Source organism: Cupriavidus metallidurans CH34, from assembly GCF_000196015.1.
GTDB lineage: Bacteria > Pseudomonadota > Gammaproteobacteria > Burkholderiales > Burkholderiaceae > Cupriavidus > Cupriavidus metallidurans.
This window is the reverse complement of the sequence record NC_007973.1, coordinates 1,689,431-1,704,914: the sequence shown is the minus strand read 5'-3', so window position 1 is coordinate 1,704,914 and position 15,484 is coordinate 1,689,431. Positions and strand designations below refer to the sequence as shown.

At 63.7% G+C, this 15,484-nt stretch carries 16 protein-coding genes; 5 read left to right on the top strand and 11 right to left on the bottom strand.

Annotation, left to right across the window (positions count from 1 at the left end; all coding sequences use genetic code 11):
• The first annotated feature begins 244 nt into the window (after positions 1–244).
• Positions 245–1,372: an asparaginase gene (locus RMET_RS07965; protein WP_011516318.1), complete on the top strand. Its 1,128-nt coding sequence runs from the start codon at positions 245–247 to the stop codon at positions 1,370–1,372.
• A gap of 21 nt (positions 1,373–1,393) precedes the next feature.
• Here the strand turns inward: RMET_RS07965 and RMET_RS07960 are convergent, their stop codons facing one another.
• Complete coding sequence (locus RMET_RS07960) at positions 1,394–1,834, bottom strand: PaaI family thioesterase (RefSeq protein WP_011516317.1); 441 nt, start codon at positions 1,832–1,834, stop codon at positions 1,394–1,396.
• A gap of 153 nt (positions 1,835–1,987) precedes the next feature.
• Between RMET_RS07960 and RMET_RS07955 the strand changes: the two genes are divergently transcribed.
• Positions 1,988–2,239, top strand: a complete 252-nt coding sequence (locus tag RMET_RS07955; RefSeq protein ID WP_011516316.1) for a DUF1289 domain-containing protein — start codon at positions 1,988–1,990, stop codon at positions 2,237–2,239.
• A gap of 27 nt (positions 2,240–2,266) precedes the next feature.
• Here the strand turns inward: RMET_RS07955 and RMET_RS07950 are convergent, their stop codons facing one another.
• The 4 genes from RMET_RS07950 to RMET_RS07935 form a co-directional block, all read right to left on the bottom strand.
• The gene (locus tag RMET_RS07950) at positions 2,267–2,974 is read right to left on the bottom strand and encodes an MOSC domain-containing protein (protein ID WP_011516315.1); all 708 of its coding nucleotides are present in this window, start codon (positions 2,972–2,974) and stop codon (positions 2,267–2,269) included.
• The gene (locus tag RMET_RS07945) at positions 2,974–3,702 is read right to left on the bottom strand and encodes a glutamine amidotransferase (protein ID WP_011516314.1); all 729 of its coding nucleotides are present in this window, start codon (positions 3,700–3,702) and stop codon (positions 2,974–2,976) included. Before RMET_RS07945 ends, RMET_RS07950 begins: the two co-directional genes overlap by 1 nt.
• A 121-nt stretch (positions 3,703–3,823) precedes the next feature.
• A complete protein-coding gene (locus RMET_RS07940; RefSeq protein WP_011516313.1) occupies positions 3,824–6,289 on the bottom strand; it encodes a penicillin acylase family protein in 2,466 nt (821 codons plus the stop codon).
• A 91-nt stretch (positions 6,290–6,380) separates the two neighbouring features.
• Complete coding sequence (locus RMET_RS07935) at positions 6,381–7,811, bottom strand: aldehyde dehydrogenase family protein (protein WP_011516312.1); 1,431 nt, start codon at positions 7,809–7,811, stop codon at positions 6,381–6,383.
• Between the two features lie 222 nt (positions 7,812–8,033).
• On the opposite strand from RMET_RS07935, the gene RMET_RS07930 reads away from it, so the two are divergent.
• Positions 8,034–8,717, top strand: a complete 684-nt coding sequence (locus RMET_RS07930) for a hypothetical protein (protein WP_011516311.1) — start codon at positions 8,034–8,036, stop codon at positions 8,715–8,717.
• A gap of 74 nt (positions 8,718–8,791) precedes the next feature.
• Here RMET_RS07930 and RMET_RS07925 read toward each other — a convergent pair whose 3' ends face one another.
• The 6 genes from RMET_RS07925 to RMET_RS07900 all read right to left on the bottom strand — a co-directional run bounded on the left by RMET_RS07925 (position 8,792) and on the right by RMET_RS07900 (position 13,913).
• Positions 8,792–10,414 carry an ABC-F family ATPase gene (locus RMET_RS07925; protein ID WP_011516310.1) on the bottom strand — a complete coding sequence of 541 codons (1,623 nt, stop codon included), beginning with the start codon at positions 10,412–10,414 and terminating at the stop codon, positions 8,792–8,794.
• 184 nt (positions 10,415–10,598) lie between these two features.
• Positions 10,599–11,519, bottom strand: coding sequence for a muramoyltetrapeptide carboxypeptidase (ldcA, locus tag RMET_RS07920; protein ID WP_011516309.1), 921 nt, complete (start codon positions 11,517–11,519; stop codon positions 10,599–10,601).
• A complete protein-coding gene (tadA, locus tag RMET_RS07915; protein ID WP_011516308.1) occupies positions 11,516–12,085 on the bottom strand; it encodes a tRNA adenosine(34) deaminase TadA in 570 nt (189 codons plus the stop codon). Before tadA ends, ldcA begins: the two co-directional genes overlap by 4 nt.
• 21 nt (positions 12,086–12,106) lie before the next feature.
• Positions 12,107–12,583, bottom strand: coding sequence for a 6-pyruvoyl trahydropterin synthase family protein (locus RMET_RS07910; RefSeq protein ID WP_008649701.1), 477 nt, complete (start codon positions 12,581–12,583; stop codon positions 12,107–12,109).
• A gap of 3 nt (positions 12,584–12,586) precedes the next feature.
• The gene (gene queE / locus RMET_RS07905) at positions 12,587–13,222 is read right to left on the bottom strand and encodes a 7-carboxy-7-deazaguanine synthase (RefSeq protein WP_008649702.1); all 636 of its coding nucleotides are present in this window, start codon (positions 13,220–13,222) and stop codon (positions 12,587–12,589) included.
• A 178-nt stretch (positions 13,223–13,400) separates the two neighbouring features.
• Positions 13,401–13,913, bottom strand: a complete 513-nt coding sequence (locus RMET_RS07900) for a DUF1993 domain-containing protein (RefSeq protein WP_011516307.1) — start codon at positions 13,911–13,913, stop codon at positions 13,401–13,403.
• Between the two features lie 371 nt (positions 13,914–14,284).
• On the opposite strand from RMET_RS07900, the gene RMET_RS07895 reads away from it, so the two are divergent.
• Together RMET_RS07895 and RMET_RS07890 are read left to right on the top strand one after the other, a co-directional pair.
• A complete protein-coding gene (locus RMET_RS07895; protein WP_011516306.1) occupies positions 14,285–14,881 on the top strand; it encodes a DUF2239 family protein in 597 nt (198 codons plus the stop codon).
• Between the two features lie 120 nt (positions 14,882–15,001).
• Positions 15,002–15,421: a PAS domain S-box protein gene (locus RMET_RS07890; RefSeq protein WP_011516305.1), complete on the top strand. Its 420-nt coding sequence runs from the start codon at positions 15,002–15,004 to the stop codon at positions 15,419–15,421.
• Positions 15,422–15,484: the final 63 nt, after the last annotated feature.

The window sequence follows — 15,484 nt, the reverse complement described above, 5'->3', positions numbered from 1 at the left end:
GAACGAAGCGGCATCCTCTCTGGCAGAGGATGCCGCTTTGTCTTTTCAGGCATACGTATGCGGCTGTGACCCTGCTGGTGCAGTTGTCGACGCAACACCGGGGCCTCGGTATAGTGCACGCTCCATTCTCGGCAACGACCGCTGGAAAACCCTGCGGCGCTTGACGAGTGGAATCCATGAATCGAAAACCTGCGGCTCTCGCGCTTCCACAAGACGCGCGCCGTTCGCCGATATGAGGAGAATCATGCAACGCACTGCCCGTCTCAAACCCCTGGCCGCCCTGCTGCTTTCGGCCAGCCTGCTCACTGGCGTGGCTCACGCCCAGCTCAGCCCCGCACCGGCCGCCAGCGCCAATGCGCCGGCAGGCACCACCGCCGAAGCACGCAAGGCCAACATCGTCATCATCGGCACTGGCGGCACCATCGCCGGCGCGGGTGCTGCCGCCACCAATACCGCGGCCTATCAGTCCGCCGTGGTGCCGGTCGACAAGATCATCGCTTCCGTGCCGGAGATCTCGAAGATCGCCAACGTCAAGGGTGAACAGGTCTTCCAGATCGGCTCCGAGAGCTTCAACAACGAGCGCCTGATCAAGCTGGCCAAGCGCGTCTCCGAACTGCTCAAGCAGCCCGACGTCGACGGCATCGTGATCACGCACGGCACTGACACGATCGAGGAAACCGCATACTTCCTGAACCTGACGCTCAAGAGCGACAAGCCGGTGGTGGTGGTCGGCTCGATGCGCCCGGGCACCGCACTGGGCGCCGATGGCGCGCTGAACCTGTACGACGCCGTGCTGGTGGCGTCGAACCCCGCCTCGAAGGGCAAGGGCACGCTGGTGGTGCTCAATGACGAGATCCAGACCGGCCGTGACGTGACGAAGACCAACACGTTCAAGGTCGAGACGTTCCGCTCGCCGTTTGGCCCGCTCGGCTACGTGGTGGAAGGCCGCACGCTGTATTTCCGCCTGCCGGCCCGGCCGCACACGACGCAGACGGAGTTCGACATCGACAAGATCGACAAGCTGCCTGAAGTGGCCGTGGTCTACGCGTACGGCAACATGAACCCTGCCGCGATCGATGCCGCTGTGAAGAGTGGCGCCAAGGCCATCATCTTCGACGCCACCGGCAATGGTAGCGTCGGCGACTACATGGTCGAACCGCTCAAGGCCGCCCGTGCCAAGGGCGTGTTCATTGTGCGTGCCTCGCGCACGGGCAGCGGCGTCGTGATCCGTAACGGCGAACAGCCCGACGACAAGTACGACTGGATCGTCACCGACGACCAGATCGCGCAGAAGGCTCGCATCCTGATGGCGCTGGCACTGACCAAGACCAACGACCCGAAGGCACTGCAAGAGATCTTCTGGAAGTACTGATCCTGGTGAACCTGGTGTGAACTAGATCAGGGCCGTGCTCATCAATGCCTTGGCAACGAGCACGGCCTCGGCATCGCCCTCCGCATAGACCGAGACCTCGGTCGCCACCTGCCGTTTGCCACGGCGAATCACTTCGGCCACGGCCCGCAGTGAGGCTGCCCGCGCCGGCGCCAGATACTGGATCGACAGCGAACCCGTCGCCCCGGTCTTGACGACATCCAGATCGACCTTCGAAAACGCGGCCGCCGCGCCCGCCACATCGATCAGCGTTGCAATGACGCCCGCATGGACGATATCGCCAACAGTGATGTTCTTCATACTGAATGGCAGCAGCATCTCCACGCGCTCGGCACCAAGCGCATCGAGCCGAATACCCAGCGCTTGCGCCACCGGCGAGGCAATCAGCACCGACTCGATCATTGCGGCATTGCGCGGGTCGACAGCATTGGCGGACTCGGACATCGGCAATCTCCCGGTAAGCAGTTGCGCTGGAAACATGACCCATCAAGCGTAGACGGGTGACCAGCCAACCACAATGACGTCGGGGGTAATTCCGGATCGGACAGACGTTTATAATGTGCGGCCAGTCGTTCCTGTCGCCGTCACTCCGTCTTTATGCCCGTCAACCCGTCCGCGTCACTTGCCCCGTCCGCCACCGTCGATCCCGATGGTCAGGCGAAGTTGAGCGACCGTCCGGACAGCCCCTGCATCGGCATCTGCTCGACCTTGTTCGACGAGATCTGCCAGGGCTGCGGCCGCACGGCCGCCGAGGTCAGCAACTGGGTGTTCTATTCCGACGAGGAAAAGCAGGTGATCTGGGAGCGGATCACTCGCGAAGGCACGGCGCGTCGGTTCCAGCCGGATTGACCGGCAGATACGCCGCGCTGGCTGACCCTAGCCTCCGGCCAACCGCTTCTCCATATCCTCCACGACATGGCTCGCCACGCGCTGGCGGGCCAGCTTGCGCCAGCTTTCCGCCAGCGGCGCCAGATCGGCCATCTCGGCCAGTGCCGTGTCGTTGAGGCGATCCACGTAGAGCACGTGCAGCAACCGCTGCAGGGTCCATTGCGGATAAGGCCGCGCTACCAGCACAATCCTGTCGCCGGCTGACACTTCCCCCTCCTCGATCACCCGGTAGTACCAGCCCGTGCGTCCACGTTCCTGCACCGAGCGCGACATGGCCGCATAGCCGAACCGATGATTGAGCTTCCAGCACGGCTGCCGGGCCTGCGAGACTTCCACCAGCGCCGTGCCGACACGGAAGCGGTCACCAATACAGACTTCCGCCTCTGTCAGACCGTGCGTGCTGAAGTTCTCGCCGAAGGCACCCGGGGCATCCAGCACGTCGACGTTACCGCCATGGGCTGCCAGCGTGTCGTGCCAGACCGGATAGTGGTCGCGCGGATAGTGGTGCAGCGCCTTTTCGGGGCCGCCGTGATGCTTCGGATCGCCCTGCTCGTCGATATCCAAGCCGAGCTTCGTGATGCGAACCGACCCGCTGACCACTGTCTTCTCGATCCCGCTCGGGACCCCTTTGGGGCCGAACGGCTTTACCCTGCCCGCCAGTACGGCGGCAATCGGGATGTTGATCACCGCTTCCATCAAACCCCGGCCTCTTCCATCCACCGTGTAAACATCCGCTCACCGGCATTGGCGACGACGGCACCGATTTCACCGGTACGGCGACGGATCGTGCGCGGATCAATACCGGCGCGCCCCAGTTCGACCGTATGCCCGATCAGCCAGGTTTCGATATCGCCCGGCTTGACCTCGGGGTGGAACTGCAACGCCAGCACATGCGAGCCGATGGCATAGGCCTGGTGCGGCGTGGCAGCGGTGGAGGCAAGCAGTTCGGCGCCGGCGGGCAGGTCGAAGGTATCGCCGTGCCAGTGCAACACCTGCCAGTCGGCCTCGGCCAGCGCGGCCAGCGGTGAACGCCGACCAGCTTCCGTGGGCGTGATCGGCGCCCAGCCGATTTCGCGCGTGCCCGGATACACGCGCGCACCGGCAGCGGCTGCAATCAGTTGCGCACCCAGGCACGCACCGATCATTGGCCGCTGTGCATGAAGACGGTCACGAATGACGGCGATCTCGGCTTCGAGCCACGGATAGGCTTCGGTCTCATAGACCCCGATCGGGCCGCCGAGCACCACAAGCAGATCGGCTGGATCATCCTGCACCAGTGCAAGGTCATCCACGCCTGCCTGATACATGCGGATTTCGTGACCACGCGCGCGGGCTGCATCGGCAATCACGCCGGCGTGCTCGAATCCCACGTGCTGGATCACATCGGTGCGGCGCGGGCCGCGAGGTGCATGGGTATCGCTCATCGAATGACTCCTGCAAGGAAAGGTCCCGTGATGGTACTGCCCGCTTACCGGGAATGATTTCCATTGACACAATCTTTGACAACATCGGGCGGGTCAGTTGCCATCGCTCGGTTGCCGTCGATCAGTTGCCATCACTCAGCGGCCGCAGTACCAGCGTGTCAAAGCTGTCACCGCCCGGATTGCGCCGGTGGGCGCCAATCGTGATGAACTGCACGGCTGCCCACTCCTCGGTCCAGTCGCGGTAGTGCGGCGACAGCGCATTGCCAGACTGTCCGGTCGACGTCATGAAACGCGACTCCGACAGGTCGTCCAGATCGTATATGGCGCGCAGACTGGCCGCGTGCGTGCTCTCGAATGGTGCGTGCTCATCGCGGAGGTTGTGGCGGCCCACATCCACCGTATACGTATCGCCGCCGGTGGGCACGCGCACGTTGAACAGGCCGGACAGGTACGGCACCTTGCCAAACGGCTTGTGCTCGGAACGAGCGGTGTGCGCCTTGCCCCAACGCCACTTGGCCGTGTCTTCGCCGTAGCGACGATCCAGATCGGCAATCGCCCGCTGCCAGGCCAGCCCGATCGTGTCCGCGCAGCTCTCGTGGGCGGGCGTGCGCGAGTTGTCGCACCAGAAGGCACCCAGGCCCTTCGGGTCGCGCATCGCATTGAGCATCGGCAACTGGACGTTGCGTTGCTCCCAGAGTCGGTTGAATTGCGATTCGCCGACCTTGTCCTCGAACAGCAGGCGCGACAGTTCGCGTAGCCATGCGGTCACCACCAGCGGCTCCGCCCGGTCGGCCGACATCGTGCCGTCCCATTTGCGCAGCGCGTCGAGCAGCGCGCGCTCGCGCGGCGGGCGTGTGGCGTCCGTCGCCACTGGGGCAGCCAGCAGCAATGGCAGCGCATCGCGCACGGCTAGAGAGACCACGTCCTTCTGGATCGCGGCGAAGGTGTCCTTCGTATGGTGCGGCTCGGCCTCCAGCAGCGTGCGGATGCGCTGGTAGCGATACGGCACCGTCCACTCGCTCGTGATGAAGTACGGGTAATCGTCGCCCACGATCTTCTGGTTCGCCGTGACGATCATGCCCTCGGGCGGATTGAAGCGGCGCGGCAACTGCTCGAACGGAATGAAACCCTGCCAGTCGTAACGCGCATCCCAGCCCGGCGCTGGCGCGAGCCCCATCAGGTCATTGTCAGGGCGGCGCAGCGGCACGCGGCCCGGGGCGATATATCCGATATTGCCGTCGACGTCGGCATAGACGATGTTCTGCTGCGGCGAATGAAAGTCACGCAATGCCGCCACGAACGACTTCCAGTCCGATGCGTGGCTCATGTTCAGGCTGGCCACGAACGTGCGATCGTCGGCGCGCAGCGCCGCCCACTGGAACGCCACCACGTACTGCGCGCCCAGCGGCTTGGCGGCCGCGCTGATCGGCTCCGCCACATCGGACATGACCGGTCCGTGGCGCGTGCCGCGCACCGTCAGCGTGACATCCGGCGCCCCCTTGACCTGGATGGTCTCGGTTCGCGTGCTGAACTCCGCCCAGCCCTCTGGCGTTTGATAGCGGTTGGGATTGGCCGGGTCGACCCGCTCCAGATACAGGTCCTGGACATCGGGCGCGGTATTGGTGAAGCCCCAGGCAATGCGCTTGTTGTGACCCAGCACCACCAGCGGCGCGCCGGGCAGCGTGGCGCCGGTCAGATCCAGGCCAGGGGCCTGCAGATGCGCGAAATACCAGAGCGCGGGCGCCTGGAGCCCCAGATGCGGGTCATTGGCCAGCAGAGGCTTGCCACTGCGCGTATGGGCGCCGGAGACAACCCAGTTGTTCGAGCCCATCCCCTCCACGTAGCCAGACGGCGCCTGCTGGACAACTTGCGCCATGGCCGTGGCCACCGGGCCAAGCTTGCGATAGAAGCTGGCGTAGTCCATCGTCCGCAACGGCTTCTCGCCCGGATACGGCGCCAGGATTTCTGCAATGCGAGAGGCCGGCAACTGCTGGGACAGCCCCATGCGCAGGACTTCCTGCGTCCAGTTGCCCCCGAGATCCCACGCCATCATCGTCTGCCAGCCAATCGTATCCACCGGCTCCCAGTGCTCGGGGCGGGTGCCAACGATCAGGAATTCCGGTGGCAGCGCCGACTTGCGCGTGTCGATGAACGCATTGACGCCGTCGGCATAGGCCTGCAGCACCGCGCGGCCCTCTGGCGGTGTCTGTGCGAGGATCGCCTCTGCATTGCGCCGCACGCCCAGTGTGCGCAGGAAGCGGTCGGTTTCGAGCGCGCTGGGACCCAGGATTTCGGCAAGACGGCCCGCGACGATGCGCTTGTTCATTTGCATCTGCCATAGGCGGTCCTGCGCGTGGACGTAGCCAAGCGCGTAGTAGGCGTCGAGTGAGTTGGCCGCCTGAATATGCGGCACGGCATTCCGGTCTCGCACCACCACCACGCGGTCTCGCAGGCCGGCCAGTCGCAAGGTGCCGGCCACGTCTGGCTGCGACGCCTGCCGGTACCAGATATAGCCGCCGATCGACCCGGTTGCCGCCAACAGCACGATGCCCAGCAAACCCCAGCCCAGCCGTTTCAACCAGCGCATCCAACTCCCCCCGATAGGAAAGACTGCAATGACAGGAATAAAAAATGCCCGGACATGCCGGGCATTGATGATACGACGAACTCGTCCTCGGTCAGGCGGGCTTCTTGAGTTGCAGCGACTTGTACTCGAGGAATTCCTCCAACCCGAACTTGCCGCCTTCACGCCCGTTGCCGGACTGCTTGAAGCCACCGAACGGCGCGTTCATGTTGAACGGGCCGCCATTGATGTCCACCTGGCCGGTACGGATACGGCGCGCCACGCGGATCGCGCGCGACTCGTCACCCGACCAGACACCGCCGCCCAGACCGTAGATGCTGTCGTTGGCGATGCGGATGGCCTCGTCTTCCGTGTCGTAGCAGATAACGGACAGTACCGGCCCGAAGATCTCCTCCTGCGCCACGGTGGCCTTCGGATCGACATTGCCGAGGACGGTAGGCTTGACGAAGAAGCCACGGTCCAGACCAGCCGGCGTATCGGGTCCTCCCGCCACCAGTTCCGCGCCCTCGTCCAGCCCGCGACGGATATATCCGGTGACGCGCTCCTTCTGCACCGCGGAGATCAGCGGTCCCAGCTTCGTCGTGTCGGCCAGCGGATCGCCAACGGTGAAGCCTTCCACCACCTTCGCGGCGATGGCCTTGACTTCCTCGTAGCGGCTGCGCGGCACAAGCATGCGCGTGTGCGCCGAGCAGGTCTGCCCCGAGTTCAGGTAGCAGGCACCGATGGTGCCCTTGACGGCCGTCGGCAGGTCCGCATCGTCGAGGATCACCGACGCCGACTTGCCGCCGAGTTCGAGCGCCACGCGCTTGACGGATTGCGCGGCCAGTTCCGAGACGCGCTTGCCGGCACGGGTCGAACCCGTGAACGACACCATGTCGACTTCGGGATGGCTGGCCAGCACCTCGCCGACCACGGGACCATAACCGGTCACCAGGTTGAACACGCCCGGCGGCAGCCCCGCGGCCTCGATCACTTCAGCCAGCACGAAGGCATTGAGCGGCGCCACTTCGGACGGCTTGAGCACGACGGTGCAGCCCGCTGCCAATGCCGGCGCCACCTTCAGCGTGATCTGGTTGAGCGGATAGTTCCACGGCGTGATGGCCGCGACCACGCCGACCGGCTCGCGCACGACCAGCGAATTGCCCACCTGCTCCTCGAACGCGAACTGGTCGAGCAGCGCCGCGGCCTGGCCCCAGTTGTAGACGGGGCCACCCACCTGAATGGCGCGGGCCAGCTTGATCGGCATGCCGACTTCGCCGGCAATCATCTGCGCGAGCTCCTCGCAGCGCGCCTTCAGGCCTTCGGCAATCTTCCGGATGTAATCGGCACGCACGGACGGCGGCGTGGCCGACCAGGCTTCAAATGCCGCGCGCGCCGCAGCGATGGCGTTCTCGGCGTCACGCGCGTCCCCTTCGGGGATCTTGCCCATGACGTCTTCGGTAGCGGAATGAATGACATCGATGAACCCCGTACCGTGGGGGGTCACCCAGCTACCATTGATGAAAAGTTTGTCTCGTTGTTGCATGGCCACAGTTCTCGTTAGGTGAATCGGCGGTTGCAATATTTTTTGTTACTTTCGTGGTGCACCACATTGTAGAGCGGTTTGCGGTTTCGAATTTCCTGTGCCGCAAGCTCCGACTGACATCGAGACGGCGATTATCGGCCACATACCAGACTTTGGGAGGGTATGCGTCGGGCGGCCGGTACATAACAAAACAAGACAGAACAAAACAACAAGGAGCGGGGCATGGTCGATCCGATCTTTCGCAAGACGGAGGCAGGACAGGAAGAAATTCGCACGCGCGAACGAAAGCTGGATCAGAAACTGCGCGCGCTATTGCTGATCGTGAATGGGGAGCGCGCCAGATCGGAGCTGGTGGCGCAAGTCGGCGCCCTGGGCATGGCCGGGGAAGCATTGGACACGCTGCTGGCACTCGGACTGATCGAGCCAATACCGGCTCCCGCGGGCGCGAAGCCTGCCTTGTCGACAGTGCCGGCCACGGTTCGCCCAACTACCGGCCCGGCGCGACCCGCTCCGCAGCGAGCCCCGGCCGAGACCAATCTCTTCGCGGCCTATTCATCGTTCAACACGTCCGATGGCAAGGGCATCGACGACGTCCTGGCGGACACCACGATCGCCCCGGGCGCCCTGCCCGCCGCGAAGCCGTCGACGCAGCCAGCCACGCCGGCACCCGATAGCTACCAGCGGCTTTACCACTTCTTTACGGATGTGATCGGCAATCACCTCGGCCTGCGCGGCTATATGCTGCAAGTCAAAGTGGAAAAGGCGGCGACGCTGGTGGAACTGGCCGCCCTGCGTGACATGCTGGGGGCTGCGCTTCAGAAGGCGAAGGGAGAGATCACGGCGCGCGCGATCATCGATCAGCTGGATCAGCTGCTGGCGGAGATGGGAATGGCGCCGGTGCGATAGCACTAGCCATGAAGCTCCCCTGCTCCGCATTGCGGGACAGGGGAGAAAGACGCAGGCTTACCGGCTTACCGACTTTAGGCCTCGATGCCCTGCGATTGCAGGTACTCGTCATACGTGCCGAGGTAATCGGTGATCCGCCCGTCGGTGCGCACTTCGATCACTCGCGTGGCCAGAGCACTGATCAGTTCACGGTCGTGCGACACGAAGACCAGCGTGCCCGTGAACTTGTCCAGCGCGATCTGGAGCGATTCGATCGACTCCATGTCCATGTGGTTGGTCGGCTCGTCCATCGCCAGCACGTTATGGCGGCCCAGCATCAGCTTGCCCCAGATCATGCGGCCCTTCTCGCCACCAGACAGCACCTTGACGGACTTCTTGATATCGTCGGCCGAGAACAACAGACGGCCCAGCGTGCCGCGCAGCGACTGGTCGTCATCGCCGGCCTGGGTCCACTGGCTCATCCAGTCCATCACGTTCAAGTCGTTCGGGAATTCCTCGTACGTGTCCTGCGGCATGTAGCCCACGTTGGCGTTCTCGGCCCACTTGACCGTGCCGCGGTCCACTTCCACGCCGCGCTGCACGCCGGTTTGCACCACGTTGTTCAGCAGGGAACGCAGCAGCGTGGTTTTGCCCGCGCCGTTCTCACCGATGATGGCCACACGCTCGCCAGCCTGGATCGCCATCGACAGATTGTTGATGATCTTGCGGTCGTAGGTCTTGGTGATGTCCTCTGCTTCGACAGCCAGGTTGTGCAGCTTCTTCTCGAACTCGAAGCGCACGAACGGGTTCTGGCGCGACGACGGCTTGATGTCCTCGACCTTGATCTTGTCGATCTGCTTCAGGCGCGACGTGGCCTGGCGAGCCTTCGACTTGTTGGCCGAGAAGCGGCGCACGAAGTCCTGCAGTTCGGTGATTCGATCCTTGGCGCGCGCGTTGGCGGCCACCTGGCGCTCGCGGGCCTGCATCGACGCCTGCATGTAGTCGTCGTAGTTGCCCGGGTAGACCTTCAGCGTGCCGTAGTCCATGTCCGCCATGTGCGTGCACACGGAGTTCAGGAAGTGACGGTCGTGGGAAATGATGATCATGGTGGAGTTGCGCTCGTTGAGCACGTCTTCCAGCCAGCGGATCGTGTTGATGTCCAGGTTGTTGGTCGGTTCGTCGAGCAACAGCACATCCGGATTCGAGAACAGCGCCTGCGCCAGCAGCACGCGCAGCTTCCAGCCCGGGGCGATCTCGCTCATCGGGCCCTGGTGCTGATCGGTCGGGATACCCACGCCCAGCAGCAGTTCGCCAGCGCGTGCCTCGGCCGTGTAGCCGTCGAACTCGGCGTACTTGGCCTCGAGTTCGGCAGCGTGCATGTAGTCTTCGTCGGTGGCTTCCGGATTCGCGTAGATTGCGTCCCGCTCGCTCGCCGCGCCCCACATTTCGGTATGGCCCATCATCACCACATCGAGCACGCGGTTGTCCTCATACGCGAACTGGTCCTGGCGCAGCTTGCCCAGACGGATGCCCGGCTCCAGCATGACCGTGCCCGACGACTGCTCCAGATCGCTGCCGAGAATCTTCATGAAGGTGGACTTGCCGCAGCCGTTCGCGCCGATCAGGCCGTAGCGGTTACCCTCGCCGAACTTGACCGAGATATTCTCGAACAACGGCTTGGGGCCGAACTGCATGGTGATGTTTGCGGTAGAAAGCACGTCTGAACCTTGTCTGGAATGTCGGTGTGCCGCGTGGGCACCCTGAGATGACTGCTCGCGGCAGGCATTGGCGCCCGGCGCAGCGAAATGAGGAAATAACCAGATATTTTACCACTCGTGGGGGTATCTGGTAAGTCGCGGGCGGCATGTCGCCGCCCTGGGCGACCGCCGACTACAACGCCGCCTACAACGTCGGATAACCCGACAGCGACAGCACGAAACCGTCGGCACGTGCCGTCAGCCGCGCATTTCCGCCCACCGGCAAAGTCAGCTTGCGCGGGCAGTGGCCGAACGGCAGGCCCGTGAGCACCGGAATACGCAACTGTTCGCGCACATAGTCGAATACGGCATCCATGTTGTAGCCATTGTCGTAGTCGGTGGTGCGGTAATTCGAGAAGTCGCCCAGCACGATGGCCTGTTGCCGGGCCAGCACCCCTGCGTGCAGCAACTGGAGCAACATCCGCTCCACGCGGTACGGCGGCTCGTTGATGTCTTCCAGGAACAGAATGCCACCGTCGATGTTCGGCATGTACGGCGTGCCCAGCAGCGTGCACAGCATGGCCAGATTGCCGCCCCAGAGCGTGCCTTCCACGGTTGCCGGCGCGGCCACCTGGGCCGCCTCGACCTCGATGTCGTGGACCGGGGCGCGCAGGATGCCCTCGAAATGCCGCCACATGAACGAATCGACGTGCTCCTCGCCGAAATCCGCGAGCAGCATCGGCCCTGCGAACGACACCCCGCCAGCCTTGGCCAGATAGGCCAGCTGGAACGCGGTGAAATCGCTGTGACCGACGATCGGCGTGCCGCTTGCGCTGGCCTGCTCCGCGATGCGCCCGAACTCGATGCGATCGAGCAGTCGGCCCAGGCCGTACCCGCCGCGCACCGCCAGCGTCAGCTCCCGAGCGGGACCTGTGCCGATGGCATGGAGATCGGCCAACCGCTCCGCATCCGTACCGCCGAATCGCAGATAGCGGCGCGCGAGCACATCGGGATTGTTGACGTGGTAGCCGTGGTGCTTGAGCCAGGCACAGCCGCGGGCGGCAATGGCAACGTCGTGAGGGTAGCCGGATGAGGCGATGAGACGGACTTCGGTGGGCTGGCTCATGTTTCGGAATTCGGGTCTGAAGCCTGAATTTTCCCCGAATCTGCGTCCACTGGCGAGACCTGCAAGGCTCTTGCCGCTTTCTGCGCCCTGCGGCGCGCCCCGAAAAAGTCGCGCAGCAACTGGCCACACTCATCAGCCATCACGCCTCGCGTGAGTGTGGTCTGGTGATTGAGCGTGGCCTGCGCGAACAGATCGACCACGCTGCCGGCCGCCCCCGTCTTGGGGTCGGTCGCGCCAAATACCACGTGTCGCAGCCGCGCATGGAGAATCGCCCCACTGCACATCGGGCACGGCTCAAGCGTCACGTAAATCTCGCACTCGGGCATCCGGTAGTTGCCCAGCACCTTGGCTGCCGCGCGCAGCGCCTGCATCTCCGCATGAGCGGACGGATCGACCGAACGGATCGGCAAATTGTGGCCGCGCGCGATGATCTTGTCGTCCCACACCACCACGGCGCCCACCGGCACCTCGCCGGCCGCTTCGGCCAGCCGTGCCTCGTCGAGCGCGGCGGCCATGTAGAAGCGGTCGCGCTCCGCGGGGTCGGCAAATACGGGGACGTCTGCCATGAAGCGCCTGTCAGTCCCGCGTCAGTCCTGCGCGGGCAGGCTGAGCGGCGCGCTGACCTCGGCCCAGCAGTTCGGCGTCTCGAACAGCACCAGGCGGGTCAGTTGCAGATGATGATCGAAGCAGTCCTTGAAGACCGGCGCCAGGATGTCGAACGCCACCTGCGCAAGGTTTTCAACGGTCGGAATGCTGTCGATCACCACGGTCTTGTGGTTGTCCATCGACTGCAGGAAATTCAGCAGCGCGGTATCGCCACGATAGATCAGGAACGCGTGATCCCACTTCGACACCAGATGCTCGTTGGCCAGCGTCTTGATATCGCCGAAATCCAGGATCATGCCGTCATCGGGCGCGCCCTCCTGGTGCAGGACTTCGCCGGACAGCGTCAGGTCCAGACGATAGCGGTGGCCATGGATGTTGCGGCACTGTCCGCCATGGCTTGGGATGCGGTGCCCGGCGTCGAATTCGAGCCGGCGCGTAATCGAAACTTGTTTGCTCATGTGTCAGCGAATGCCCAGCAGCTTGTGGGTCTGCAGCGACAGGCGCCAGCGCGGGTGGCGCTGGCAGAACTCCACTGCCGCGGCAGTATTCTGCCGGGCCAGCGGGCCATCCATGGCCTGCACCATGAAATACTGGAAATCCAGTTGCTCGTATGCCGCGAAATCCTGGCCATCCTGCGGAATCACGACCTTGAGTTCGTCGCCCTTCTTCACCACGAGTTCCGAACCCATCTTCGGGCTCACGCAAACCCAGTCGATACCCTCAGGCACCTCGATCGTGCCGTTGGTTTCGATGGCGATCTCGAAACCGCGCGCGTGCAGCGCGCCGATCAGCGGCGCGTCGAGCTGCAGCAGCGGCTCACCGCCAGTGCAGACCACGAGCGGTTTGCCGCCTGCACCCTGCGGCCATTCGGCCGCCACCACTGCCGCCAGTTCATCGGCGGTCTTGTACTTGCCACCCAGCGTGCCATCAGTCCCGACAAAATCGGTATCGCAGAACTGGCATACCGCCCGCGCGCGGTCTTCCTCACGACCGGTCCACAGGTTGCAACCCGAGAAACGGCAGAACACCGCGGCGCGACCGGCGTTAGCGCCTTCGCCCTGCAGCGTGTAGAAGATTTCCTTGACGGCGTAAGTCATGCGGTTGGTTTTGGGTCTTGGGGGTGTCCGTAATCGCCCGCCTGCCTAAAAAATAAGCAAAATGCGATGGGTGGGCAACCGGTGATTGTAGCAAGAACTTAGGGTTTTTGCTGAGAACCCGAAATCATGACGACCTTGGCGCCGGCCACCGCGAGCAGCAGACGCCACCCATCATCACTCACCGCGGCGGCGCGCCCAGGAAATCCATCTTGCCGATCTGTACCCCCTTGTGACGCAGGATGTCGTAAGCCGTCGTGACATGGAAATAGAAGTTCGGGAGCGCGAAACCAAGCAGGTAGTTCTTCCCGTCGAACGTAATCGGACCATGGCGCAGCTTGAGCTCCACCGTCCGCGTCTCGCTGCCTTCGAACTGCTCCGGCCGAATCGTCTTCAGATAGCCAATGGTCTTGGCGATGCGCTCCTGAAGCTCCGGGAAGGTCGCCTCGGTATCCGGAAACGATGGCGTCTCAAGGCCGGCCAGCCTTGCCGCGCAGCCCTTGGCCGCGTCGCTCGCGCGCTGGACCTGCGCCGGCAACGGGTCCATATCCGCGATCAACCGCGTCTGGATCAGCTCCGCGGCGTCCATTCCCTGCGCCTTCGCATGGGCCGCGCCCTTTTCCAGGATCGCGGACAGGTTGGTCAGCGCGCGGATGAATACGGGTACCGATACGTCGTACATCGAGAGGGCCATGTGGGCTCCTTGGCTGTGAATACGGAACGTGCGTTGCTGTTGTCCAGCCGGGGCCTGCCGGCACCCGCTGGCGAGAGCATAGACCGGAATCCCGCCGACTGCCCGGTCAGCCTTTCAATGGCCCGCGCAGGGGCCTGCGGGTCGGCAATGCATGCGATGCCTTCGTAGCCTGACATGTGAGCCTGAGCCTCCGCTGAGATCGATGCCGGCGATCCTGCTCGAACGCGTTGCGCCAGGTTCTGGGCCTCATCAACAAAGTTGCGAAATAGGCCACTTTCCGCAGAACAGGAATATTTTTATCCGGGTGATATTGCGCGCCAAATTATATCCGGGTAATATTTGCAAACCGACTAGCTACTCATTCGACGACGATGACAAACCCACCCTCCTACACCAGCTTCAACGGACACCAACGCATCGCCACAGGCCCCCTGCTGGCGAACGCCCTGGCCGTCAAACATGCGCTCGCGCAGGGTACGACCGGCCCCGTGTTGATCTTCGACGATGCAACCGGCCGCACCTTGGATGTGGATACCAGGGGCACGGAACAAGAGATCACCAGCCGCTTACAGCTGGCGACGCCACACAACAAAGATCCTGACGCCGGATTGGAAGCGCCGGAAGCCTCCGAGCCCAAAGGCCGCGGTCGGCCGAAGCTTGGCGTGGTGGCGCGTGAGGTCACGCTGCTGCCCCGGCACTGGGAATGGCTAGCCGGCCAGCCTGGTGGCGCCTCCGTGGCGCTCAGGAAGCTGGTCGAGGAAGCGCGCCGCGCGGGCAGCGAGAAAGACCGGATGCGCCAGGCCCACGAGCGTGCCTATCACTTCATGCTGGCCATTGGCGGCGATCTGCCCGGCTTCGAAGAAGCTACGCGCGCGCTGTTCAGCAATGATGCATCGCGGCTCCGCGAACTGATCGGCGGATGGCCGGCTGACGTGCGCGACCACGCGCTGCATCTGGCGGACTATTGATAGTCCGGAGAGAAAGCGCAGGCATCTGCGATTTGCAGCGGAGAATATCGACTGGCAATCGGGCCGCATCAGACGGCCCAATGCCGGGCGAGCGCCCCCACCCCACAAGACGATGAAATCATGACAATTTCAACGAACACGGCAGCGCAAATCCTCGAACAACTCGCCGACGCACTCATCTTTGCCGATACGGACGGCCGAATCACGGGCTGGAATCATGCTGCGGCGGAACTCTTCGGATACGGCCCGGACGAGGCGCTGGGCCAAAGTCTCGACCTGATCATTCCCGAGCGCCTGCAGGCCGCGCACTGGAAGGGATTTCAGGCCGCTATCGACACCGGCAAGACCCGGCTCTCCGGCAAGCCGACACTGACCAAGGCGATCCACAAGGACGGACGCAAACTCTTTGTGGAAATGACGTTTGCGCTGATCAGCGATGCGAACGGCAATGTCATCGGCTCAGTCGCCGTTGCACGGGATGTCACGGACAAGGTCGAGCGGGAACGCGCCCAGAGCGCTGCGGGGCCAGTGTCAAGATAGCCCCCCTTCCTAGACGATCACCAGCAATCAAAACCCGCAGTCACTTGCGGGTTTCGACTTTCC